Annotated in this window: 21 protein-coding genes; 10 read left to right on the forward strand and 11 right to left on the reverse strand. The window is 50.2% G+C overall.

All coding sequences use genetic code 11. The features are described 5' to 3' along the window. Nucleotides 1-48 precede the first annotated feature (48 nt). Entirely contained in the window at nucleotides 49-744 is a 696-nt protein-coding gene (locus tag H6624_10665) for a hypothetical protein (protein ID MCB9084798.1), read from the reverse strand. A 17-nt stretch (nucleotides 745-761) separates the two neighbouring features. Next, entirely contained in the window at nucleotides 762-2,807 is a 2,046-nt protein-coding gene (locus H6624_10670) for a LamG domain-containing protein (protein ID MCB9084799.1), read from the reverse strand. A 514-nt stretch (nucleotides 2,808-3,321) separates the two neighbouring features. Here H6624_10670 and H6624_10675 point away from each other — a divergent pair. Continuing rightward, entirely contained in the window at nucleotides 3,322-3,903 is a 582-nt protein-coding gene (locus H6624_10675; GenBank protein MCB9084800.1) for a thymidine kinase, read from the forward strand. Nucleotides 3,904-3,988: 85 nt separating this feature from the next. Beyond that, entirely contained in the window at nucleotides 3,989-4,522 is a 534-nt protein-coding gene (gene hpt, locus H6624_10680) for a hypoxanthine phosphoribosyltransferase (protein ID MCB9084801.1), read from the forward strand. An 82-nt stretch (nucleotides 4,523-4,604) separates the two neighbouring features. On the opposite strand, the gene H6624_10685 is transcribed toward hpt, so the two are convergent. From H6624_10685 to dacB, 3 genes are read right to left on the reverse strand one after another with little or no spacing between them, the layout of a single operon-like run. Then, complete coding sequence (locus H6624_10685; GenBank protein MCB9084802.1) at nucleotides 4,605-4,991, reverse strand: hypothetical protein; 387 nt, start codon at nucleotides 4,989-4,991, stop codon at nucleotides 4,605-4,607. A 57-nt stretch (nucleotides 4,992-5,048) separates the two neighbouring features. Then, entirely contained in the window at nucleotides 5,049-6,533 is a 1,485-nt protein-coding gene (locus H6624_10690; protein MCB9084803.1) for a transglycosylase SLT domain-containing protein, read from the reverse strand. 4 nt (nucleotides 6,534-6,537) lie between these two features. Continuing rightward, on the reverse strand, nucleotides 6,538-7,989 hold the full coding sequence (dacB, locus tag H6624_10695; protein ID MCB9084804.1) for a D-alanyl-D-alanine carboxypeptidase/D-alanyl-D-alanine-endopeptidase: 1,452 nt from the start codon (nucleotides 7,987-7,989) through the stop codon (nucleotides 6,538-6,540). Nucleotides 7,990-8,055: 66 nt separating this feature from the next. On the opposite strand from dacB, the gene H6624_10700 reads away from it, so the two are divergent. From H6624_10700 to H6624_10710, 3 genes are read left to right on the forward strand one after another with little or no spacing between them, the layout of a single operon-like run. Further along, nucleotides 8,056-9,558: an ABC transporter substrate-binding protein gene (locus H6624_10700; GenBank protein ID MCB9084805.1), complete on the forward strand. Its 1,503-nt coding sequence runs from the start codon at nucleotides 8,056-8,058 to the stop codon at nucleotides 9,556-9,558. Nucleotides 9,559-9,572: 14 nt separating this feature from the next. Beyond that, a complete protein-coding gene (locus H6624_10705; GenBank protein ID MCB9084806.1) occupies nucleotides 9,573-10,511 on the forward strand; it encodes a diguanylate cyclase in 939 nt (312 codons plus the stop codon). A gap of 55 nt (nucleotides 10,512-10,566) precedes the next feature. After that, nucleotides 10,567-11,595: a signal peptidase II gene (locus H6624_10710; GenBank protein MCB9084807.1), complete on the forward strand. Its 1,029-nt coding sequence runs from the start codon at nucleotides 10,567-10,569 to the stop codon at nucleotides 11,593-11,595. A gap of 5 nt (nucleotides 11,596-11,600) precedes the next feature. On the opposite strand, the gene H6624_10715 is transcribed toward H6624_10710, so the two are convergent. Then, the gene (locus H6624_10715) at nucleotides 11,601-12,446 is read right to left on the reverse strand and encodes a 3'-5' exonuclease (GenBank protein MCB9084808.1); all 846 of its coding nucleotides are present in this window, start codon (nucleotides 12,444-12,446) and stop codon (nucleotides 11,601-11,603) included. Nucleotides 12,447-12,558: 112 nt separating this feature from the next. On the opposite strand from H6624_10715, the gene H6624_10720 reads away from it, so the two are divergent. Next, nucleotides 12,559-15,687, forward strand: coding sequence for an efflux RND transporter permease subunit (locus H6624_10720; GenBank protein MCB9084809.1), 3,129 nt, complete (start codon nucleotides 12,559-12,561; stop codon nucleotides 15,685-15,687). 895 nt (nucleotides 15,688-16,582) lie between these two features. On the opposite strand, the gene H6624_10725 is transcribed toward H6624_10720, so the two are convergent. Then, nucleotides 16,583-17,515 (reverse strand): chemotaxis protein MotB, encoded by a 933-nt coding sequence (locus H6624_10725; protein MCB9084810.1) that lies wholly within the window; start codon nucleotides 17,513-17,515, stop codon nucleotides 16,583-16,585. Nucleotides 17,516-17,548: 33 nt separating this feature from the next. Then, nucleotides 17,549-18,409, reverse strand: a complete 861-nt coding sequence (gene motA, locus H6624_10730) for a flagellar motor stator protein MotA (GenBank protein ID MCB9084811.1) — start codon at nucleotides 18,407-18,409, stop codon at nucleotides 17,549-17,551. Nucleotides 18,410-18,618: 209 nt separating this feature from the next. On the opposite strand from motA, the gene dsbD reads away from it, so the two are divergent. Further along, nucleotides 18,619-20,424, forward strand: a complete 1,806-nt coding sequence (dsbD, locus tag H6624_10735) for a protein-disulfide reductase DsbD (GenBank protein MCB9084812.1) — start codon at nucleotides 18,619-18,621, stop codon at nucleotides 20,422-20,424. A gap of 8 nt (nucleotides 20,425-20,432) precedes the next feature. Here dsbD and H6624_10740 read toward each other — a convergent pair whose 3' ends face one another. Together H6624_10740 and H6624_10745 are read right to left on the reverse strand one after the other, a co-directional pair. After that, nucleotides 20,433-20,993, reverse strand: coding sequence for a hypothetical protein (locus H6624_10740; protein MCB9084813.1), 561 nt, complete (start codon nucleotides 20,991-20,993; stop codon nucleotides 20,433-20,435). 173 nt (nucleotides 20,994-21,166) lie between these two features. Further along, nucleotides 21,167-21,694 carry a hypothetical protein gene (locus H6624_10745; protein MCB9084814.1) on the reverse strand — a complete coding sequence of 176 codons (528 nt, stop codon included), beginning with the start codon at nucleotides 21,692-21,694 and terminating at the stop codon, nucleotides 21,167-21,169. A gap of 123 nt (nucleotides 21,695-21,817) precedes the next feature. On the opposite strand from H6624_10745, the gene H6624_10750 reads away from it, so the two are divergent. The 3 genes from H6624_10750 (at nucleotide 21,818) to H6624_10760 (ending at nucleotide 24,882) form a co-directional block, all read left to right on the forward strand. Beyond that, nucleotides 21,818-22,753, forward strand: coding sequence for a hypothetical protein (locus H6624_10750; GenBank protein ID MCB9084815.1), 936 nt, complete (start codon nucleotides 21,818-21,820; stop codon nucleotides 22,751-22,753). Continuing rightward, on the forward strand, nucleotides 22,726-23,508 hold the full coding sequence (locus tag H6624_10755) for an rRNA pseudouridine synthase (protein MCB9084816.1): 783 nt from the start codon (nucleotides 22,726-22,728) through the stop codon (nucleotides 23,506-23,508). The genes H6624_10750 and H6624_10755 overlap by 28 nt, the downstream gene beginning before the upstream one ends. A gap of 156 nt (nucleotides 23,509-23,664) precedes the next feature. Beyond that, the gene (locus tag H6624_10760) at nucleotides 23,665-24,882 is read left to right on the forward strand and encodes a hypothetical protein (protein MCB9084817.1); all 1,218 of its coding nucleotides are present in this window, start codon (nucleotides 23,665-23,667) and stop codon (nucleotides 24,880-24,882) included. Nucleotides 24,883-24,885: 3 nt separating this feature from the next. Here the strand turns inward: H6624_10760 and H6624_10765 are convergent, their stop codons facing one another. Further along, complete coding sequence (locus H6624_10765; GenBank protein ID MCB9084818.1) at nucleotides 24,886-25,551, reverse strand: hypothetical protein; 666 nt, start codon at nucleotides 25,549-25,551, stop codon at nucleotides 24,886-24,888. Nucleotides 25,552-25,582 lie beyond the last annotated feature (31 nt).

Raw genomic sequence — 25,582 nt, forward strand, 5'->3', positions numbered from 1 at the left:
CTCCTTGATCGGGCTCCTCATGAGCCCTTTTTCCCCAATAATCCCCTATTAAAGTTCCAATGCATCCAAGCTAGCGATCATGACCGTGCATACGTAAAGGGCAAAGCGGTCGGTGTCGGCAGCCTGATTTCCTCCGGCGGCAATGACCTCAGCCATGGCATCCTGAAGGAGTTGCAGTTCTGTATCAGTTTCGTTTCGCCCCCAGAAAGATCTGGCGAGACGACGAATAATGTCCATGCGTGCAGTGTTACTAACATTGTTAGGTCCAGACCCAAAATTCACTTGAGGGAAGATCCTGCGCTCAGCGGCGGCGGTCCCCTTCTCTTTGTTCACTAAGTCACCGCACACTTCACCCCCCAGAGAGGCTGCGGCCATTATCATCGGCGCATTCAGAGTGTTGGCCTTTCCGTTCTCAGAAAATGAACCCTTCTTTTCTTCGTACAGAGATTTGGCTGCAGCACTGGGCTCTTCTATTCCCGAGATCGCCACCATGTTGTCCAAAACCTGACCAGAGTGAACCACCGAGGTGGTACGAGCTCCGTCGATAATTTTGAGATCGCCGTTACCGCCGCCAGGACCAGGAGGAAGAAGGCTTCCAAGATCACCCTGGTTTAGGCTGGAAAGATCTTCGTACTTGTGAACAAAGGCGTTGTTACAACCACTTGCCAGCAGGAAGACCAGACCTAGCATCCATACTTTGATTTCGTTTCCTGAATTGTTTTTCATTTCATTCATATGTTTCATGGCTCAGACCTCCATCCTTAGTTGCCCAAGCATGCGCCTTGGACGGCAACACGCTCGAAGAGCCATTTCAGGTTGTAGTTGTTCTTTTCAAATTCGTCTGCAGTGGTCAGAATCATTTGACCTTCATTCAGTGTGGGCTCCCGCTTACACAGGCTTGAGTAAACCCGACGAACCATGCAGCGGCTGAAAGCCTGGGAATTTCCAATCATTGTTCCCAAGGAGTTAAGTCCTGCTCCTTGGATCTTTCCGCGCCAACCGAAGTATTTGAGGTTGGAGCCACGGATCAACTGATTGATCCAGGCGGTATTGTTTACAGCATAACCATCTGGGAACACGTCGTTGTTCACATTCAACTTGTCCGAGATTCCAGCGGGATTTCTCTTCATTTGGTTTTCGCCATTTCCGTCGGCCAGACTCAAACCGTGCTTAACTCGGTTATTTTCGAAATCCAGTTGACCGAAGGCAGGGCGGATTGCATCCATGCCGGCATGACAGCCCTTACATTCAGCCTGGTACTTGGCGTTTGATCCACCAGGATATCGGTCCACATCGCGACCCACCATACTATCCGCGTTCGAGGTGTCGGCCCATTGTTCGATGGGCACACAGAGGAATTCGCGGAAGGCAAATTCCACTAAACGGCGATTTGTTCCTGCATCAGCGTGAGCCTCCAGGAAGGCACGACTGGTGAGTATGCCCGCCGGATCAGGATTGGTCGTTGCTGCCCCGTTTGCTCCCATAATGGGTTGTCCGTTCACTCGGTGAAGGACGCGTGCCAGGGAGTATCCTTGGCTGGCCAGGGACTCATAGTGGCGATTTGACAAGAGGATATCCTGAACCACGTTCTGAGGTACAGCGGCCTTGGTTGGATCAGCCTTGTAGTAAAAATCTCCACTGACAAGAAGACGAGCATCCAAACCATCGCGGGTGACGCCCACGACGGTCGCCACGAAGTCACTCAATGGAGCTTTCATGGTTTCGTCTCTGGTTGCCATTTGTGCGGCGAAATCCCGCACGGTGATGTTGTAGAAGTTTACAGATGCCGTCGCCTTCTTCGCCGCCTCAACATATTGATTGGCCGCCATCAATGCTTCCATTTCATCAAGCACTGGGTGATCGATGGGCACCCGGGTTCCACCGAGACGGTGGTAGAGTACGGCAGCCTTTTGGCGAAGATCACTGATGGGTTCGTCCGGCTTAGGCATGACCGCCACATTTCCCGGTTGCACAGCCGTATCGCCCTGGATCTCTTTCGCAGTTAAAGCCCGGCAGAAAACAGCCACCATGTGCAGCTCTCCCAGCCAGGGACGTTCCTGACCAGCTGTTTGGTAGCTCAGCTCGTTACCAAAGGCGAATTCCATGCTGTCATCCCAATTTGCAAATGATCCACTACCACCAAGGTTGGTGAAGGTGGCCTGAAGCTGTCGATCGACATAGAGGCGCGCGGTGGTGCCATCTTTGACCATAACAACATGATGGAGAGCATTCTCCTGAAGAACTCCATCAGGGCTTTCAAAGCCGTTTAACGATCCTTGGTTGTTGGTACCAGTTCGCACACGGCCCATCCAGTGGCCTACGCCATCGTAGGTCTGACCAACGGTGAAGTTGCGCGTTCCAGAATCTCGGGACAGAGTGATCATACGCGCTGGACCATTTTGGTTGTCCTCACTCACGCGGACATATGCCTCAACAGTGAGGGCATTACTGGCCTTACAGGCATTGATGATTTTGGTTGCCGGTGAACCCGAGCGCGCAATGGTTGGCTGGTTAAACCGCAGATAACCATTTTCGCGAGTCACGCGAGCCGGATCACCGATTGTCAGATTCAGGGGAGTTCCTACTCCTGAAGAATCAACAACGGGTCCCGTGGTGTTATTAAAGAGATAAAGAGCAGCGATCCCTGTCTTGCTACCTTCACCGTTGATATCCAGTGCTCCAGCCAGAGGCTGTGCACCGATACCAATGGTGAGCAAAGATGTGTAGATGATGTTCTTTATCCACGTCCTTGTGGTTGGAACTTGAGTTCCATAGGCACTACCGACCATGGCAGTTCTCCCTTTCATCCTTGAAAACTCTCTGCTTGTTGTGATTTGCCAGATGCCCCGAGAGTTCGTCGTCCTTAACTTCGTTACCCCACTGATAGGTATTGCATAGGTCGGGCCAGGCCCAACACTCAACCGGGGGGGTCTAGAGGGGTAAGTGCGTTGACACTGATTAAACTTTGGGCACTTTTGGGCCTAATCAATTTTGTGAATATGTCGAACTTTTGGGCAGGTGATCACCCGTACCCCTAGTTATATGAGAGCCTGAAATCCAAATGGCGTTTAATTGAGTTTCAAGCTGGGATGGAAGTGACCACCCCCCTGTTGACAGCATCCGATGACACAGGGCTTCAGATCGAGAAATCGTCAGTCATTTTGACAGACCACGCCAGCCACCGGAACTCTTGAATCCGATTTGGAATCCATCCTAAAACTAAGTATCACCATCAATGATTGAATCGAGGAGTTCCCATTGACCGACATTTTTACTCGCCACAAGTTTCGCCCCGGATGGGTGGAGGTCATCGTCGGCTGCATGTTTAGTGGAAAGACTGAAGAGCTGATTCGCCAACTCCGCCGTGCCCAGCTGGCGAAAATGAAAATCCAGGTGTTTAAACCTGCCCTCGATGACCGCTATTCGGCCGATCATGTGGCCTCCCACAATCAGAGTCTATTTCCTTCACAAATTGTTCGCCGCTCAGACGAAATCTTGGCTTTGGTTGAGAAGACGACCGAAGTTGTGGGCATCGATGAGGGGCAGTTCTTTGATGACGGAATTCTGGAAATCACCACTGTCTTGGCCAATGCCGGAAAACGGGTGATTGTTGCCGGCCTGGATACAGATTGGAAGGGCCAACCTTTTGGACCTATCCCCCGACTGATGGCGGTAGCCGAAGTGATCCGCAAGCAGTTCGCCATTTGTATGGTCTGTGGCGAGCCCGCGGTTCGCACCCAGCGCCTGATTTCTGCCGACAATGACATCTTAGTTGGCTCGGGAGAGGCCTATGAAGCCCGTTGCCGTACTCACTTTGACCCGGAGTTCAGCCAGCGCTTTCAGCAAAACCGCCGTCAAGCCGAGAGCTTAGATGCTCAAGAAGGGCCTTCGCCCAGCCCCTAATATATAGATAGGGGGCAAAACTTGAATTCCACCCTGGTTGGTGGCAAGATTGCCTCACTTTTTGCCACTCACCCGGAGGACCAGGATGCCTTCTCAGCTGAAGCTGACCGAACTCATTTCCGAAGAAGCCCTTACTGCCAAGGTTAAAGAAATTGGCAAAGCATTATCCGACAAGTACCACGGCGAAGACCTGGTGGCGATTTGCGTGCTCAAGGGTTCATTCATGTTTTACGCTGATCTGATCCGAGAAATTGACACCGATTTGGTCAGCGAGTTCTTTGGGGTATCCAGCTATATGAACTCCAGCAAATCCTCTGGCGAAGTGCGATTGACCCTGGACCTACACAATCCCATCGAAGGGAAGCACGTTCTGCTCGTTGAAGACATCGTCGACACGGGTTTGACGATGAACTATCTGCAGAAAACATTGGGAGCTCGCAACCCCAAAAGTCTAACTACTGCAGCCCTATTGCTTAAACCCTCATGCCTCAAAGTTGAGTGCAAAGTCGATTATGTGGGCTTTGAGATCCCCGATGAATTTGTAGTTGGCTATGGATTGGACTATCAAGGTTACTTCCGTAACATTCCCTACATTGCTCAGGTGCAGGGCCTGATTTGATCAACTGGTTCCTGCCAGTGATGCGGGAAAACAAAAAGCCACCAAAAGGTGGCTTTTTGTTTTTTCCAAAAAAACCTGGAACCTAAAGCTTTGTCTTAATCTTGTAAGTTGCCTGTGAGGTACATATCGTCCCGCCACTTTGGTTCTGGCAGGTCGGCTTGCCGCAATTTATAGCTAGAACTTTGTTTTCCTTGTTGTCCTGACGCAGTTCCTTCTCCCAGGTCTTACAGGCTGCCTTCCAGTTTTTACGGGCCTCACGAGACATAGGAGCCTCATCTCCTTCGATGTCAGCCGTTCCATCCACCACTTCCCAGGTATTTCCTTTAGCATCAGTGTCGGCCTTCTTGCCCTTGCGGATTTCAATAGTGGTTGTTTCACCCTCTTCGGCTTCCACATCCTTCACATCCACGCTTTGCGCGAAAGCGATGGGTGCCAAAATCAAAGTTAAGATCACGACTAATTTTTTCATAAGTACTCCTTGTTAAATCAAGAAGCTTATCCTCTCCCAAGGGTGAAAGCTGAGCAACTATTTTGGAATGGTAATTTTTTGACCAGCGCGTAGAGCACGGGGATTGCTGATCTCGTTAGCATTGATGATCGCCCGCACGGTAACACCAAAGCGCTGAGCAATATCACTAAGCGTGTCTCCACGCTGAACCCTATACTTTTCACCGTCCATAACTTCTGGCTTTTGGTCTTTCAACGTGTCAATTCTCGCTAGACTTTTTTCCTTTTCGCCCGGTGGCACAAAGATAAAGTTGCCCTCTCGAACCACTCTCCAGCCCCGCCAAACATAGGAGTGAACATGAGGGTTGAAGTATCTGGCCTGCTCCACGTCTCCGCCAAAAATATCCAATAGACCCTGGTGATTCACATTTCGATTGAGCTTGATCATTTCCCGTGAATGCTCGGCCATCCACATCGGCTCTTTAAAATATTTCTTAGCGTTCTTCTCCACTTCAAGGGCAGCCAGAAAGCTGGCGTAGAAGTTAGCTGACGCAAAACCAAACCGACCCTTGCGCACATCAAGAAGATCCACCAGATTGGACGTTTGCTCCTTCTGCACCAAGCGACGCATACCCGCTGGCCCATGATTATAAGCCGTCACCGCAAGAGGCCAACTCTCCAGCATTCCATAGTTGATCTTTAACAAACGGGCCGCGGCCTCTGTTGCCCTAATCGGGTCATTTCGCTCGTCCACAGACCAATTGATCTTCAGAAATTGCCTCCCGGTGTAGCGCATGAACTGCCAAATGCCCGAGGCCCCAGCTCGAGACCTAGCTTTCAAGTTGAAACTCGACTCCACAAATGGGATGCGCGTCAGCTCAATTGGAAGACCAGCTTCCCGAAAGATCCTCTCCATTTGCCTCAGGTATCTCCCCGAGTAATGTATTCCCTGAAGAAAACGATCTTTCTGTCCCAGCTGAAACCTCAGCCGCCCCTTAGTCGACGCCTCTTTGAATTTGTTTTTCTCATCCACTTTGGCAAACATATACCAGTAGCGCAGATCTTCGCCATCGAGCCCCGCCGGACTACTCAGCTTTTCCAATCGATGGAGCCTCTCCGTGACCACCTTTTTGGCCTCATTCACCCGCTTACGTCTGGCTCTGACTTTTTGCACATCGGTGAGATCCGTTTGCACCTGAATATCGGTGAAGTCCACCTTTTCATACACGATGTGCACATATCGGCTATCATGGAGAAGTCCCTGATCTGTGGTGAGTTCCGAGTAGATGTCGATCCAAAAAGACACCCTCTCTTCCATTCCCGGAAGAATGGCGAAGGCACCCGCGCCATACCCTAGAGCATTTTCCTGATTTGAATAATCTGGTGAAAACCAAGGGCGATCGCCCCTTTCAGGCACGTTGGGATCCATATCGGCCAACACCACTGGAGTTTCCTCATCAGAGGTGGCAGCAGCAAAACGGCCAAACAGACTGCCCGACACGGTTAGAAAAAAGGAAATCAATATTAACCAGATCAAAACAAATGTCGGTCGCGTGTAATTCATAATCTTATTGTACCAGCTCTGTGGCCAATTGATCAAAAAGATCTCGAGCTGAGATTGTATGTCCGGCACGTCCATTGAATAGAAACACAAAAGTTACAATTCCGCCGTCCTCGCGGCCAGCATAACCGGCCAATCCGGCTACACCATTGAGCATTCCAGTTTTTGCCCGAACCCATCCCTTTGCTGGCGGTTGATTCATTCTTGATTTCAAAGTGCCATCGATACCGGAAATCGGCAGTGAGGAAATGAATTCACTGAACACGGTAAAGTTCTTACGCAGATCTTCAAGAATACGATGAAACTGGGCGGGACTCAATCTGTTCTCCCGCGACAAGCCTGATGGACTGGTGATGGAAAACTTGTCTGCTTTAAATCCCTTTTCAACCAAGTAGTCCGACAAAGCTATGAGTCCATTGGCCATGGTTCCTGGTTCACCTTTTTGTTCAACGGCCAAATTCTTGGTTAGCATTTCCGCCACATAGTTGTTGGAGAATTTCATCATATCAGTGACGATTTGACCAATCGGTTTACTTTCGGCCTGAGCCAAGAGGTTGGCTTTTGAAGGTGTCGCCCCTGTCCGTACACCGCCGGTGACGACAATGCCCCGCCTCTGCAAAAAAGCCTTTAGGTGAGAGCCGGACCAGGTGTCAGGATGAAGGATGCCTTTGTAAATGACGGCCTCATCGGCATCAAGAGCCAAAGATCCATGAACAACAATGGTGTCACCATTGGAGCCATTGCTTTTTCGTTCAGCCTTAAGATTTTTGCGGCTGCCCTTTTTGCCTGTCACTGCCTTATTGACTACCGTGATATAACTGTTTTCCGGATCGGCAAATATTCTTGCCTTTTCACCCGCTTTTTCCCCAGGCCGCACATAAATATTGATTGAGTTCCAATTGAAAGACATTGCACCAACCGGAGCATCATAAGCCCTGTCAACACGGCTGGGGTCACGTCCCTCATGAAATCGCTCACTGTCAAAGCGGGTGTCATCGACGACCACGTCACCCTCGATCCGGCGAACGCCCGTGCGATAGAATTCATTGACCAAAAACCACATGGACTCTGACACAAAGGCCGGATCCCCGCCGCCCTTCAAATAGAGATCACCCTTGAGGGTCGTGCCGCTTGCCTTATTAACTGAAAGAAGTTCAGTAAAGAACTTGTGCCCAGGAGGATATTTTTCAAGGCTCATGCCGGCGGTGAGGATCTTGGTTAATGAGGCTGGCACCATGGAATTTTGCCCATTGAGGTCTATGAGTCTGGTCGCCTGACCTTCCTGATGCAAAAAAGCCAGTATTCCCAACTCCTCCTTCTTAATGGCTGATGAGCTGATGCGCTTGCTGAGGCGTTGACTAAGATCGTCGGCCAATTCGCCTGCCCCGGACGAGAATGAAAACAGAATTCCTACCAGCAAAATCCAGATTGTCCGCTGTTGCATCATGATTTGGACCATATTACCTTCGCCATTAAAGTTAGAAGCAGGCAAATCATATCAACAGCCAGTTGCAAGGTGAATAAAATGCGCCGCACAATTCCCATTCTTTTGGCAGGTCTTCTGCTTTGGTCCTGTTCCAGAACTCAGAAACTGGAACCTGATACTCTTTATGTTGCATTGGGCTCTCAGCCCAGCTCTCTCGATCCCCGCTTTGCCACGGATGCTAATGGAATGCGTATTGCCCAACTTATGTTTAACTCCATTGTACGCATCGGCCCGGACCTTAAGGTCACCGGAGATGCGGCCGAATCCTGGACCTACAAGGATCTGATCTACACCTTCAAGTTGCGTGAGAATTTGAGTTTTTCCAATGGGCGCAAAGTTCATCCGGAGGATATTCAGTTTTCGTTTGAGCAGTATCGCCTGGACAACAACCCATTTCATTCGGCTCTGGATTTAGTCAATGGGGTGACGGCCAAAGACATGGGTACCCATTTGCAGGTTAAGGTTCGCCTCAAAGAGTATTCTGCCAAACTTCTGACCTCTGATCTACCGGTAGTCAAAATTCTTCCGAAGGAGGAAACTCTCGCTGCTGGTGCCGACTTTGCAAAACAGCTGATCGGCACAGGGAGTTTTTCCTTCGATCATCAGTCGGCCAACGAAATCGTTCTTAAAGCGCGGAAGGATCATCCCTATGCTTCCCCTAGGGTCAATCGCCTGATTTTTAAAGTTATTCGCGATGAGTTCACCCGTTTTCAAAAGACCTACAAGGGGTCCATCGATATCGCCCAGGCGGAGATCCCTCTTTCCAAAGTGATTGTTTTTGAAAGGAGGCCTGAAGACTTTCAGGTTTATAAGTACCCAGGTTTGTCGATGAGCTACATATTGGTAAATCTCAAAGATCCACTTTTACAAAACCTGCAAGTCCGGCAAGCCCTGGCACATGGACTTCAGCGCGATGAAATCATTAAATACAAACTTGAAGGCCTAGCGAGCCCAGCAACTGCGATTTTGACTCCAAATAATCCCTTTCATGACCAGGATCTCAACAACCTCCCCTTTGATCTGGCGAAGGGAAAGGCCCTTCTTGAGCAAAGCCAGGCCTCCGGTAAAACTCTGACTCTCAAGACTTCTAACGCCCAATCAGCAGTAGAAAACGGTAAGGTCTTGGTTAATCAACTCTCCCAATTGGGAATCAAGGTTGTCTTGCAAAGTTTTGAGTGGGGAACCTTTTATGACGACGTCCGCAAGGGCAACTTCCAGCTAGCCACCATGAGGTGGATCGGAGCACTAGACCCGGACATCTACCGCATCGCGCTCCACTCCAGTGAAACACCTCCCGGACGAAACCGGGGGCAATACGTCAATTCACAATTGGATCTGCTCTTGGAACAAGGTCTTAAGATTGCCGACGAGGGTCGAAGGATTGCCCACTACAAAAAGGTCCAGAAAATTGTTTTGGACGATCTTCCCATAATTCCCCTCTGGTACGATGGACAGGTTGCCATCGTTAACAAACGAGTTAAAAATTATACTCCACCCTTAAACGGGGACTTCAGCCCATTTGTTCGGGTGACAAAAGAATAGGGAGACTCCCACTTGTGACCACCGAGTCGACAACGAAACCAAAAATTCTCTGTGTCGATGATGAACGAGCCGTGCTTGAGGCCCTACGTCGACTTCTCCGCAGTGATTTCCGGGTGGTCACGGCCGAATCCGGAGAGGAAGCCTTGAACCTCCTTGAGAGTCATCCAGATTTGGCGGTGATTTTGAGTGACTACCGCATGGAAGGTCTTTCGGGAATCGAGCTTTTGCGCCGCAGTCGCAGCATCGTTCCAAACGCCGTTCGCGCCATCTTAAGCGGGCAGATTGAGCTCAAACAGATTTCTGAAGCTATCAACCGGGCTGAGATCCATCGATTGATCTTAAAGCCCTGGGACAACGAATATTTGCGCATCCAAATGCAGGAAGCGGTGCTCACCCATAGTACCCTGGTCGAAAAAAATCAACTGCGCCAGTTGGCCATCACCGATCCCGTCACCGGTCTAACTAATCACCGTTATTTCCAGGAGCGACTTCAAGATCTGTGGAGAAAAGGTCTTACTCCTCAACACCCCATGAGTCTGTTAATGATTGATATCGACAACTTTAAGTCTGTGAATGATAAATACGGCCACTTAGCCGGGGATCAGGTTCTCGCTGAGGTTGCTGAAAGGCTGGTGTCCAGTATCGGCGACTCAGATTCTGTGAGTCGCTATGGGGGCGAGGAATTTTCCCTGATCCTTACCGACACCGATAGCGGAGGGGCTGGACAAAGGGCCGACAAGATTCGCCAGGCGATCGAGTCTGAGAAATTCACCATAGCCAACTCCCAACAGGCTACTTTGACCGTCAGCATCGGCGTGACCACCTATCCGGGCGCCATCAGCCTTGAAAGACCAACTGATTTGATTGCCCAGGCTGACCACGCCCTTTATCGGGCAAAAAATCAGGGGCGTAATCAGGTTTTGATTTACGACCCGACTCTCGACCGGAACTGACCCCAATCTAATTTGACCGTAAGCATCCTTCCATCCATTTGCTATTCTGTACTCTGTGAAAAAACGTGATTGGGTCTTCGTTATTGGATTGGTATTAGTTGTTTGGTTGGCAGATCGCCTGACAAAGGCGTGGGCCCTCGACGCTATCACCCACCTTCAATTTTACGGACCTCTTGGACTGGTCCTTCACCGCAACCCGGGTGCGATCCTAGGTGCCTTCTCCAACCTCCCCCCACTCCTTCGCGTGGTCTCACTTTCGACGGGCGGAGCCTTTCTCATTTTCACTTATGCGGCTATTCAGTATCTGCTTCCTCGACGCTCATTTGTTCTTCGCGCCGGAATGTCCATTCTCCTAGGGGGAATTCTTGGTAACGTCACCGACCGAATCATCTGGGGCTCAGTGGTGGATTTTGTCCTTCTTGGCAGTCCCCATTGGGCCACACCGGCATTTAACTTTGCAGACGCCATTCAATGGGTGGGTTACTTCATGATCGTTGGTTCCCTCATTAAAGAAGGGAATCAAATTTGGCCTAATGAAAATGAACGCAAGCGGGTTTGGATCAACCCCCTCTATCAATGGAAGTACTGCCTGGTTCTGGTCTTTGTTGGCTTGGGATTTGCCATCATTAGCGGGGTATTTTCTTATACCTTCTTAAAGGTGACGATTGATGACATCATTATTGGATCCCCTGCGGTGGCTGAGCAGAAGTTCCTGTCCCCATTTTTGATGACCTACATGTCAATCTGTTCGGGATTTCTGATCATGCTCTTTCTTATTGGCCGAATTCTTTCCCACCGGACCGCTGGCCCCCTATATGCATTTGAGCGCTTTATGGATGATGTCATGATCGGAAAAGACCGGGTCCTCAAGCTCCGTCAGGGCGACGAATTCATGCACCTCGAAGAGCTGGCTGAAAAGATCCGCGATCGCTTCATACACGAAGGACTTCTTAAAAAATCAGACCACCCCGAGGAAATTCATGAACCCGAGGACCAACATGTTCTCGGCCAGGAGTCAGACCCGGAAGAATCCGGTGAGACGGAAGCCATCGCCGCCATTCCGAAAGAAGCGGGCAACGAGTAGTAAAACTAGCTGCGGGCCTTTTTAATTTTTTCTAGGAAATATCTCTTTGGTACTTCTTCCAGAGACCGATTGGTGCCGCATTTCTCCTCACGAGCAACGAGAAAATCCCCATTGGGGTTTCGGACGATCCCCAACGGCATAACTGTTCTTGCTTCACCAGGTCTCGACCCTCCTGAATATACAATCTCAACCGGTTGCTTCGCCCGCAAAGCCTTGATGATCTCAGCCATCACTCTATTGGCGTGGAGGTTGTGAAGAGAGTAGTCCCGCCAGTTGAGCTCCGGACCCTGAGCTGCCAAAACTTCAGCCACCGTCTTATATTTACCCACCCGGTCCAAACACTTAAACATCAGGGCCAGGCAGGCGATAGCATCATCGAGAGCGCGATGAGCCTGGCCACCCTCAATTCCCAAAAAGCTTACCAGTGTCTGCAACCGATGATTGGGACTCTCGGGAATCACCGCCCTCGACAGCAAGCTGGTACATAGCACAGGCGTCGATGGCAAGGGGAGCCTTTGATTCTCAAATTCGATGGACAAAAAACCTAAGTCAAAGGGTGCATGATGAGCCACCGGAACAGCATCACCCAAAAACTCATGAAACTCGCCAATTTTTGCCCCTATCGGAGGGGCATCAACCACCATCTCGTTGGTAATGTTATGGATCTTGATCACCTCTTCAGACATCCTGTGGGTCGGTTTAATCAGAGTCTGATAACGACCAATCTCCTGGCCATTTCTCCATTTGACGGCAGCGATTTCACAGATTTCCGCATCCAGGGGGTATTTTCCCGTGGTCTCCGTGTCAAAGGCGACATATGTGGCATCCGGCCAGAATAGGCTTAAATCCATTCAATCGGTTTAGGGGCTTTTGAGTCTTAAGACAATGAATTTCTTAAGATTCATTGCCCATATCCCTCCTTTTTTCTAGAATAATGGCCATCGATTACCGGGACCTGGAAATATGCGTTCGATCATTGGATTTTTTGCTAAAGAACATCTCCTCGGCAATCTGCTCACTGTCCTGATCATCATCACCGGCGTCTTTACCATATTCACCATTCGCCGTGATATCTGGCCAAATGTGCAATTCAATTTGACCACTGTCTCCACCTTTCTGGGCGGGGCATCTCCTGAGCAAGTGGAAAAACTGGTGATCAATCCGGTGGAAGAAGCCCTCCGGGAAGTGGATGGAATCAAGAAGGTTTTTTCCACGGCGACCGAGGGCCGGGCCGTTGTCGTCGCCCAACTCGATCCCGATGCTCGCAACCCAGACAAAACCAATTCCGACATCCAACAAGCCATTGACCGCATTGACTCTCTGCCTTCATCTGCTGACAAACCGGTAATCTATGCCATCGAGGCAGGCCGTGAACCAGTGATTGAAGTCACCGTCACTGGCGAGAAAAATCCCATCGAAGTGCGCAACGCTGCCAAATTTGTCGCCGATGAACTGAGCCTGGAAAATTTGGTTTCAAAGGTCACCAAGCGCGGCTACGATAAAAGAGAATTTGTGGTCGAAGCCGACCCCGTGAAGCTGGCAAGACGAAGAGTTCCTTTGTCAGCTCTTATACAATCAATTGAGTCACGCAACATCTCCCTCCCTGGTGGCAGTATACAGAACAATGCAGGCGTGGAAGTACTCGTGCGAACCGAGGGTGAGTACTCATCGGCCGAAGAAATCGGACGTACTGTGATCTTGGCCAATGAGGCTGGGTATGGCACCCGTGTTCGGGACGTAGCCACTGTCACCGAAAGCCTAGCTCCTCCCGAAAGGCTATACCGCACCGACGGTGAAGCTGGAATCAATATGATTGTTGCCAAAAAGCAAAATGCCGATGCCATTGAACTGGTGGAAATTGTTCGCAATAAGGTGGAGCAGTTAAAGTCGAAGGTGCCTGCGAGCGTGCGCCTAGGCTTTTCCAATGACTTTACCATTTATCTGGCCAACCGCCTTAACACCCTAAGCTCTAATCTGATGATCGGTCTCGTTCTTGTCATTCTTGTTCTTAGTCTATTCCTGCCCTGGCGGGTGACTTTGGTCGTGGCTCTAGGAATTCCTATTGCCCTTTTTGCCTCCCTATCGACAGCTCAGTACTTTGATGTTTCGCTAAATCTTATCAGCTTGATTGGTTTGATTATCGTTTTGGGCATGCTGGTCGACGATGCCATTGTCGTCAGTGAAAACATCTGGCGTCACATCGAGGACGGAGAATCCTCAGAAAAGGCCATCATTGAAGGGACCCGTGAAGTACTGGGGCCCGTACTGGCGTCCGTACTCACCACGGTTTCGGCCTTTGCGCCAATGATGTTCATGACTGGCATCTTTGGTGCTTTTGTCTTCCAAATTCCCCTTATGGTCATACTTGCGCTTTGCATTTCCCTATTTGAAGCCTTTTTGATCATGCCCTCCCACTTCGCCGCATGGGTGGTTCCATTTGTCAGTATTGAAAAACAGCAGGCGAAATCCGCCAACTGGTATACTCACCTCTCCGAAACCTATGCCAAATTTGTTTCCTGGAGTCTTACCAAACGCTACCTCATGCTCGGCCTGGCAGGACTAATGCTTGTTGGCTCCATCACTTTGATTTTTGTCACCGGCCGCTTTGTATTGTTCCCGCCAGGAAGTGTGGAGCTGATCTTTGTGTCTCTGGAAGCACCAACAGGGACCTCTCTGGAAAAAATGGTGGATTTGGTGACGCCGGTTGAAAATACAATCAACGAACTCCCTGACCATGAACTACTGGACTTTATGACTTCGATTGGCATCATCCAGCAGGGCACCATTGATCCTCAAACTCGCCGGGGCTCCCACTACGCCCACATTCGGATCGCGCTGACATCCAAACTCAAACGAAGCCGAACAGCAACGGAGATAATCGAACAACTGCGCGCCTCGATTGGCCGGCCCGAAGGCTTCAATTCGATTTCATTTGAATTCGCCCGCGAGGGACCTCCCCAGGGACGACCGATTTCACTCAATGTTCTCGGTCCCGACTTTCAGACTCTACAGACTCTTGCTGGTCAAATCAAAAAGGAGTTGGGCGAAATTGAGGGGGTTGTCGATGTTCGCGATTCATTTGTTTTAGGAAAACCTGAATGGAATGTTCTTCCGCGCTTCGAAGAATCAGCGACTCTTGGCCTTTCTGCTTCCGAAATCGCCCTAAGCGTACGCACGGCCTTTGAGGGAATCATTGCATCCTCCATTCGCGAGTTAGATGAAGAAGTAGATATCCGTGTGCGCCTGGCTGAGAAAAAGGGCGATGCCCAGACTCAGCTGGAAAACATCAAGATCGGCAATCGCTTAGGAAATCTTATACCTCTCTCCGCCATCGCCGATTTTAAACAGGAAAAAACACTAAGTGCCATTAATCACCTCCACCATCGCCGCTTAATCAATGTCAGTGCTGAAGTTCAACTTGAGAAGATAACGGCCAACGAAGTCACGACCAAAATTAAACCCAAAATGGCTGAGCTCACCAAGGGAATGTCCGAGTATTCAATCGATTTTGGTGGAGAGGACGAAGACACTGAGGAGTCCATGGCGGCTCTTGCACGTGCCTTTATTTTTGCCGCCTTTATTATTTTCTCCCTTCTGATCGTCACCTTTAAAAATCTGTTTCAGCCCATTCTTATTCTCACTAGCATTCCCTTGGGGCTGATGGGAGTGATTATCGCAATGTTTCTTCACAATCGCCCTTTGAGTTTCATGGCCATGCTAGGGGTGATTGCCCTTGCCGGCGTCATCGTCAACAATGCCATTGTACTCATTGATTTTATCAATCGCCGCCGGGAGCAAGGGGACGACCTCAATACCTCCGTGGTAACCGCCGCCAAGGTCAGACTTCGACCAATCTTACTCACGACCGCAACGACCGTCAGCGGCCTCTTCCCCACGGCCTACGGCGAGCACTTCCAGAAGTATCTCGGAATTGGGGGCGGAGATCCGTTTATCGTTCCTATCGCGTTGGCTCTTGGCTGGGGTCTTGCCTTCGGCGCCATTCTCACCCTGATCTTCTTCCCCTCCTTTGTCCGCATCCTCGACGACATCCGCTCCCTCACCCGCAAATTCCTCCTCCGCCGTAGCCAGTGACCATAGCTGTCCATAAATCCGTTCTCTAAATCCACCTCCCCATAAATTCGGACGCGGGCTCCTTGCCCTCGCCGGCATCGCTGCGCGAACGCGTCCCGCTTGCCGGAGGTCCTCATTTATAGAGATGCGGATTTGGGGAACCCATTTCTGGACCATTCTACTTCCTCGCTGGGAGGGAAAGAGTAATTGGGAAATCTACCTCTATATTCCTCCTTCTAAAGCAAATCTAAATCTGTCCGGCTGCAGTTTTGTTTTTTCGAATTTGTGGACCGGTCCTCTAGTTAGATGGCTGGCCTTTTTGTTATCCTTAGTTAATTCCCTACTCACTATCATTGTTCAGTTGCGGAAAAGTAGATGATGTTCAGGGAGGGGTCATTGAGATCCGTCTTTCTGTAAATGAAGACCTCCGACAAGCGGGACGCGTTCACAGACGAAGTCCGTGATGTCGGCGAGGGCAGGAGCCCGTGTCTGAATTTATAGGAAGGCGGATCTCAATGACCCCTTACTGGACGGCTACGTTCGCGGGCGAAGCCCAGCGATGTCGGCGAGGGCAGGAGCCCATGTCTGAATTTATAGGAAGGCGGATCTCAATGACCCCTTACTGGACGGCTACGTTCGCGGACAAGGTCCGTGATGCCGGCGAGGGCAGGAGCCCGTGTCTGAGTTCATAAGAAACCCACTCCTTGTATTCCTCTACCTACAACAAATCCTAATCTGCCAAACTGCAGTTTTGTTTTTAGAGTCCACGGAGTGGCTTTCCTATGAAAGAAGACCTCCGACAAGCGGGACGCGTTCACGGACGAAGTCCGTGATGTCGGCGAGGGCAGGAGCCCGCGTCTGAGTTCATAGGGAAGCCACTCCGTGGACTCTAAAAACAAATCAAAGATTGTTCAGATTATTTGTTGCGCCTTGCACGCCACCGCGCCCGCGGATCATTAGTATCGAACTTATCGCCCTTCTTCCGATCCGTCAGCTGATTGACAAAGTTGTCGTAGGGCGACTTGTCGGTATCAGATTTGCCGAAAACATCATCCAATTGCCGCGGCTTTCGCCCGTCTTTGGTGAAGTCCTTTTGCTTGACCTTAAAACGAATCACTCCATTGTCAACCTTCTGCCCAGGCGCAAGCGTACCGGCGACCTTGACCTGGGATTTCCCAAACACATCCACCGATCCGTGTTCCAAGGATGACTGAATTTTTTGGGAAACCAAGTCTAATCTCTGTTCGGCCACTCGACGAGCATCCCCTTTGTCCTTGGTGCGAACGGTTTGGTCAAAGATGGTGGAATCAACAAAGACATTTGAGTCTTCAAGTCCCGAGGTGATTGCCTTCAATTTCTCCATTACGTCTACAAAATGAGCTTGGGGCTCAGCCGTGCCATAGCCAAACAATTGGTCGGCGGGAATCTCAAAAAATACTTCGTCGGCATTGACTTCCACATTTTGCGCAATGTCTCCAAGCTGGTCGGCAATGTGGTGAAGAACGATTTTCTTTGATCCCATTCCCATAATGTTGGGGGTAAAATCCGTAGGTGTAACAAAGGCCTGAAAGAATTTGAGTGGCTCATTGATGAGGTCGAGGAACAACTTTTCCAGAGTCAACTCAACTCCATAGTTGGAGAAGTTGTACTCAATGATACTAGGGGTGGAGAAATAGTCTGCAATATTCTTTTTCACCTGCTCAGATTGACTGATTAGCCACATCACAAGAAAAAAGGCCATCATAGAAGTCATAAAGTCGGCAAAGGCCACCTTCCAGGAACCACCATGTGCTCCTGCGGCTTGCACGTTAATCTTTTTGATTACCACTATGGGCTGTTTTTCAGCCACGGTACTGACTCCTTAGTCCATTTACCCATTCAATTAGGCAGCTTTCTTTCCTTCTTTGGTCGCAGCATCCATCTCATCGAAGCTTGGGCGCTCTGTCGGAAAAACACTTCTCCGTGCGAACTCCACACAAACAAGAGGTGGAGCACCCCTCTGCAGAGCCACCAGGGCAGCCTTAATCACCGATAAATAACGTCCCTCAGCCTCGATGTCGTTGCCCATTTTGGTAGACATCGGACCAAAGAATCCATAACAAAACAAAACCCCCAGGAACGTTCCCACAAGTGCGGCAGCAACCAAGCCACCGATGGTTTGTACTCCCTGGTCCAGATAATCCATAGTGTGTACAATTCCTAAAACCGCGGCCACAATTCCTAGTCCCGGCAGAGCATCGGCAACACTCTGAACGGCATGGGCCGCCGCGTGTTCTTCTGTGTGAGCCACTTTGATGTCCTGATCCAAAAGATCATCCACGTCATACTGGGTGAGGTCTGCAGACAGCGTGATCTTCATGGTGTCGCAGAGAAAATCTACCGCATGGTGGTTCTTCAAAAATCCCGGATAGGCTTTAAAGATCTCACTGCTATTGGGTTCCTCAATGTGTTTTTCCACCGCTTGAGGACCATCCTTACGGAAGATCTGAAAGAGTTGAAACATCATCTGCAGAAGCTCAAGATACTCCTTTTTGCTGGGTGGCTTGCCCGTCAAGGCATGGATGGATTTGGAAATTGCCATTTTGACGGTGCCTATAGGGTTGGCGATGAGGAATCCACCAAGAGCAGCACCGAAAATGATGACCACCTCGAAGGGCTGCCAAATCACATGAAGATGTCCGCCGGCCGCTAGAAAGCCACCGAACACGCACACTACCACGACGATTGCTCCAACAAATCCCATAGCACTTCCTCTCCACTATATGTCGGCGCACTCACGGCCCGTATTGAGGGCCAACCCCCCGAAACTGCTGGATTTCAGGCCTTCGTCCAGGGCGCAATGCGTTTCCATAGCCTAAGCAGCAGACCTTTTCCTCGACCATGGTCCCGTGACTCAGGTATAATAAAACTTTAGTCCGTTAACTTTTTCGCTTCTGCGACGTATTAGTTTCTATGAGTGGAGTGGACCCTTTGGCGGATCAGCCATTTAAATCTTATGTAACGCCTGTGTTTTTGAGCCTGGTGGCTCTGCTGGCGATTCTTACTGCTGGATTGGGCGAAGCCCAGCAAGATGGGCTGATTAATAACAAGCCTCTAAAGGCAACTTCCTTTCTTGCCATCGATCCTCTGCCCCAGGGGGCGAATAGTGCTCTGCGCATTGATATGGAGTTGGCGCCTGAGTTCCACGCTTACTTGGATAAATTCAAAGTTCAGATAACCAACCCAGAAGGCCTGCAAATCAGCAAATTCAACATCACCCCGGTGGTGGAGTTCGAAGACGTGTTTACTAAAAAGATGAAGCAAGGGGTTAAAGGGATATCCCAGATTCACACAGTTCTCAATGTTCCTCCTGGATTTCCAGTCGGTCCGGTAGACGGAATTCTCGAAATCACCTATCAGGCCTGCACCAAAGAATACTGTCTTCTCCCTAAGCGCCTACCCGTGCCCCTGTCGTTTACCGTTGCCAAGGGCGATGCCGCTATTGGCGGAACCACATCTTCACAGGACGACAGTCTTCTCGCGCAAGCAAAGAGCAAGGGTTGGTTGTTTGTATTTTTGATGGTGTTTCTTGGCGGCGTCTTGACCTGCTTTACCCCCTGTATTTTTCCCATGATCCCCATCACTTTAGCTGTGATTGGAGCAACAGGAACGCATCACAGCCGCTGGCAAAACTTTCGGGTATCCATTTTCTACGTCTTGGGCATTGCCTTAACCTACTCCACTCTTGGAGTTGTCGCTGCCCTGACGGGATCCCTGTTTGGCTCCTTACTTGGCCACCCCTTGGTGGCCATGGGATTTGCTCTATTGTTTTTGCTGATGGCGCTCAGTATGTATGGACTGTTCGAGATTCAAGCTCCCGCCTTTGTTCGCAACCGACTGGGAACCCACCAGTCGAAGAGTCGGTACATTGGCGCTTTGCTGTCGGGACTGATTGCAGGAATTGTGGCCAGCCCCTGTGTTGGACCTGTGCTCATTGGCGTCTTAGCCTTTGTTGCCCAGAGCCAAGACCCGCTGATGGGTTTTGCCCTCCTGTTTACCTTTGCTCTGGGAATGGGCCAGTTGTTTTTGGTTTTAGGCTTTTCTTCCCAGTTGATTCAGAAAATACCCAAAGCTGGTCCTTGGATGAATTTCACCAAGTTCATTTTTGGAACAGCGATGGTGGCCTTAGCCCTATTTTATGTCCATCCCGTCGTTGGCGACCGCGTGTTTGATGGCCTGTTGGGCATTGCCTTGGTGGCCGTTTGTGCCTTTCACGGCGCCTTTTCTCCGATCAAAAAGCTCACCCTGACCAAAAGCCTCATTCAAGGAGCCATGATAGCCGGGATTCTCGTCGGCGGGGTGTTTTTGGTTCGCGCTGGCTTTCCCCAATATTTCGACGGCCTCAATCCAGATGAAACCCGGGCCCTTCATGAACAAGGGGGATGGTTGCCCTTTTCAGATGAAACACTTCAACAAGCACATATGGACGGCAAGCCCGTCATTGTTGATTTCTATGCCGACTGGTGCGCCGCCTGCAAAGAGTTGGAGTCCATCACCTTCATGGACAAGGACGTAATGGAAGAAGGCAAAAAGTTTGTGCTTATGCGCTTTGATGCCACCAAAATGACTCCTGAGTTTGATGTCCTCAAGGAAAAATTCAATATCCTTGGCCTCCCCACCATCGTCTTTCACGATGGCAAAACATGGCGCACGGATTTGACACTGACTGGGTTTGAATCGGGCCCTGAGTTTCTCAAGCGAATGAAGCAAGTCTTCTAGCGGTACCCCTAGAAAGCCAAGTTGATGACGCCCAAAAAGCTCATTAGATGGAAGGGTTTCAGCTCCACTTCCGTTGAGCCTGCTGTGGTCAATGACCGCTGCATGGCCATGAAGCTCCCTTCGATGCCAACGTTGAGCAAGGAGAAGAGTTTAAAATCATATCCAGAAACAATTCCGTAGTGGTACGGGGAAAAGATCACATCGGTGCTATTTTCAACTGTATTAAATTTGGAAACTCCGGCACGGACTCCCACGTAAACCTTTTTGTCTCCACCTGTGAGGAAACTACGAAACTCCAAACCAGTAAGGCTGAAGCTAAAGTCGCCATTATTGCGACCGGTTTCTTCCGATGAAACCATGTGGTAGCCGCCAAAACCATAGGAGTCCGAAATCTGGCTCCCACCTTTTACTCCATAAAGCTGATGAGTTTTGGTATTGGCAATATCAGGGACACTGAGGCCATAAACGATACCGACATAGCCGCCGCCTTGATTACCTGACTGAGCAACAACCCCTGCCGTGAGCATCGAAAACAACACTGTAAGGACCCATTTCGAAATCCCGTACACTCGGTTCCCTCTTTAGCCCCGAAGGGGCATTCGTCGAACAGTCGTCACCACCCCCATTATATGGGACTCGCCGCAAGGAGTTAATAGCGGTCCTGCAAAATGAAAGGGAATCTAGCCTAAGAGCGATATGGATCTATCTGATTTACTAGATTTAAGTGCAAAAACTGGCCACTTTAAAGGCGCTTAAGACGGGCAATTTCTCGACGGGCGTCTTCCAAAGAGGCCTTGGCCCCCATCAATTGGATCTCTTGTTCGTGAACCAACTTTTGAATCTGACTGAGCCGGGACTCATATCCCTGGAGCACCTGATTGTGTCGGTCCATCATCTCTTCAATCTTAGTCTCCTGAAGACGCCGCTCAGCCACCCGACTACTTAGGTTGGCGAACTTCTCATTCACTTCGTGAATGACGTTTTTCAAAAACTGCTCCATTCTGGAGCCAGCACTATTGAAGCGCTCAAACCGGGATTTCACTGCTGCCGTCCACTCACTGACACGACTCTCAAAATTCTCCTGCCGGGTTTCGACTTCCTGGATGCGCTTTTTTAGAATATCGATTTTGGCGACCAGAATTTGCCAATCTTCCTTGAGCACGGGGGCCAAGGACTCGATTCTGGCTTCCCGCTCCTGGTGAGGGAGGGCCGCAGATTTGTTTTGAGGCTGCAAATCGGGAAAAAGCTCCCTATTTAACTCTCGCGACATCCCTCTCCCCCGTTTTGAGCCACTTTTCTCTGGACTCATGCGTTGAACCAAATTTATCGTTCTCTTATGGCCTCTGTCACTCAATTAGCACAATTTCTCTTAAAATTGAATCCACAGAACTCTGTGGCGCGCCTGTCCTTTTACCATTGGGTAAAGAACTTCCTGGATTTGCAGCTCGATCTGCAACCAAAAATGATTGAGCAGTTTTACGACCATGCCCTACAAATTCCCTATTGGCAGAACTCCCAAAAGGAGCTGGCAGAGACTGTCCAAAATGACCTGATCACCTTTGCTCATAATCATCCCCTGGGATTTGAACTGAATGACATTCGCCATGCCAATACCTGGCAAACCTTGGAGCTCCAACAAGGGCAGGATTTTTATCAGGTCCTGCGCGACCACGGCCCCGGCAAAATGGAGGAGAGCAAGCGGAAGTATCTTGCTCTAAGTCCAACCCAAATCCTACAGATTCATGTTCTAGATAATGGTGGGTTAGACGTGTGTGTTTATTCTAACCGAGTAAAGGTTGATGGCAGTCGATTAAAGCCACTGTCTCCACTCACTCGCTTGCATTACAACTCAGCACTGGAATTGGTGCCGGGACAGACTCAGCTGTTGCAGACCTCCCATCTGACCTGGGCCCGGTTTCAAATGGACGATGGTGCCTGTCACGGACTCCTGTTTAAGGGCTACACCTTTCAAAAGGCCGATGCCTTTATGGGCAAAGTGATGAGCCAGTACCCCGAACTCTACTACGCCCTCAAGCGACTCGAACGTCATTTTATCGACCTCAAGTCAGATCCCCTCTATCAGGAGTTGGTGGCCCTGCTTGAAAAGGCCAATGCCATGGCAGCCAGCCCTCACCCCGAGGCCACTCGTCTGGCAGAGACGGCTCTCCAGAAGGGCCAGCTGGCCCTGAAGAATATTTTTCCCAATGACAAGCTGCTGACACTTCTGGTAACCAATTTGGAATACCGAATAACCGACGGGAGGCCGCAACGCCCCTCTCTCCAAGGGAAGCCAGAAGAACCATGTCCAAGCCTTCGTCCTCTCACTTAGTTCGCCTCAATAAATACCTGGCCTCCTGTGGAATCGCCAGTCGGCGAAGGGCCGACGAGCTTATTGACGAGGGTTCGGTCAAAGTTAATGGCAAGGTGGTCTACGAGCTTGGCGTTCGCATTGATCCCGAAAGAGACAAAATCACGGTGAGTGGAAAACCAGTCAGACCTGAACTCCAGAAGGTCTACATCATGTTTCACAAGCCCAAGCACGTTTTAACATCAATGGAAGACCCACAGGGGCGTCCCACGGTGGCTGATTTTTTTCGCCGTATGCCTGTTCGGGTTTTCCCAGTTGGTCGGCTAGACTGGGACACGGAAGGCCTGCTGCTTTTGACCAACGACGGAGAATTCGCACAGAAGGTGAACCACCCCAGCCAGGAAATTCCCAAAGTTTATTTGGCCAAGGTGGATGGAAAACCTTCCAATGAGCAATTGCGCAAGCTCACCACTGGGGTGACGATCATTGGGGGAAGGGTGAAAGCCCTGGAAGCCACCCGATTGCGCGGTAAAGGTACCGATCAGTACGACTGGATCCGCATTGTGATCACCGAAGGCAAGAATCGTCAGGTGCGCAAGATGTTCGAAAAGATTGGTTTCGGTGTGAAGAAGCTCCAACGCATCGCCATCGGTCAGTTGCGATTGGCCAATCTCAAGCGCGGGGATCATGTCCTTCTAGATCCCCGGGACCTGAAGAAGATATTCGATCGCAAAGTCAAAAAGGAACGCCCAAAGTCACATAAGAAGAATGCTTAAGCTTTAAGCGCCCCTCAAAAATGCCGCCCATATTTTAAGCAAACCCCTGACGCAGGCCTATGCCGCCAGTCAGAATTTGGTGAGCTGGACACAATATATTGGACTCCCAGTAAATTTAATTACTAGATTTAGGGAAACTACAACAGGGAGTGGGAAATGGACGTCCACGGACAGCATCGTCAGGGAATACTGGGTCGAGCGGCCTTATCACTATTAGCTCTTCTTATGGGAGCCAGCGCATGGGGGGCGGGGAACAATCCTTTTTACCTCACCACCGACCGGGACGAAATCAAGATCATGACTTATAACGTTCTCAACTTGTTCGACAACGTTCACGATGAGGGCAAGTCGGATTGGACTTTCCTTCCCATCAATCACCCCCTTAAAAAGGAATGCGCAAAAATGCGCAATCCCTACTACCGCGAAGCCTGTGAGCAGGTGGATTGGACACCGGATCGGATTAAACTGAAACTTGGACAGATCAAACATGCTATTTCCTTTCAGGGCCCCCTCCCCGACATTCTTGCTGTCGAGGAAATTGAAAATGCCAACATCACCCGCATGCTGGCTCAGGAGCTGGGATACAAACACTTTTTGATCACGGATAGCCCCGACGGCAGAGGAATTGACGTCGCTCTTCTCTATAACGATGACAAAATTGAATACATCGAACACGAAGAGATCGACGCCACAGCCGCCCTAAACTATCCTGGTCGCAACATCCTGCGCGTTCACTTTCGCCCACGCACGGGACGCATACTTGATGTCATAGGCGTTTACGTCAATCACTGGCCGGCGCAAATGATTTCGCCCATCAAAAGGGTGGAAGCAGCACGGGTGTTGGCTCGGGCTATCGACACGCAAACCACCAAGGTCGGCAAAGACAATTATAAAGTGATCGCCCTGGGTGACTTTAACCTCACCCAAGTCGAGACACCGAACGCCTTTCACCACGTCATCACCAACCCCTATTGGCAGAATGCTCTGGTGGATGTTCAGGACTACTCAGAGGTGCGCAGGAGTCCTTACCGCTACCAGATGCCTCCCGGCTCTTATTGGATCAATGGCATAGACTCCTGGCGCCGATTGGATCGTTTTGCCGTTAGCCAGAACCTGACTGATGAGTCTGGGATGCACGTCGTGTACGACAGCTTTCGCATTGTTGGCCCTGCCGAACTCACCCGCTCCAAGTCCTTCTCTGGCCGGTCATCCGATTTTTACGCCACCTCGATGCAGGTTCCCTTTCGCGCCAATCCCATGGCCGACAGCCCAAAAGATGCCGGGTACTCTGATCACCTTCCAATTGTGATGAAGATTAAGTTCACCGCCAATCCCAATCCCAAAAAACCCAAGCAGACTGGGGAAGAGGACTGAGAACTATTTGTCCTCAGTTTTACCCGGAGCCAATTTGGTTCCGGGTACATTCCCCATTTCCTCAAAATCCTTTAAAAATTGAGGGTCGACTCCTTCGGGAGCCTGGCTTGGAGATGTTTGGGATTTTTGCTTGGCGCGCTTCTCTTCGCGCTTTTGTTTTTCCTGATCCGACCAGCGCTTGTAGTACTGGCGGTGCTGCTCATTGAACTCCCGGTCCCTCTCACGCATATAGGAGTCAAACTCCTTGGACTGGGCTTTGACCTCTGACTCAAAATCTTTCCGTTTATCTCTTTCGTTAGCAAAAAAATCGCGCCGCTTACGGTCTTGTTCGGCATAAAAGCGCTTAGACAATTCGCGATCAACTTTGGTCTTTTTAAAATCTTCCCTCTCGCCTTTCATCTTAGCCAAAAAATCCTCGCGACGCTCTTTCTCCTTGCGAGTGTACTCGTCCCGCCACTTTTTGACGTTATCGCGATGTTGACCGCGCTTTTTGCGAACCAAATCTCCCCACTTTGAGCGCACTTTGCTGGGATGGTATTTAAGCTGTCCCATCAACTCCAACAGCAGAGCTTTTTCATCATTTGCGATGCGTTTTTCTTCAGGAATGTCCTTACGTAGATCGTCCAAGTGGGAGCGGTCGGCCTTGAGAGAAATCTCCTCGTCCAACACTGGCCGCCCCTCCTCTTCTTTACTACCGATC

This window comes from Pseudobdellovibrionaceae bacterium (assembly GCA_020635075.1).
GTDB lineage: Bacteria > Bdellovibrionota > Bdellovibrionia > Bdellovibrionales > UBA1609 > JADZEO01.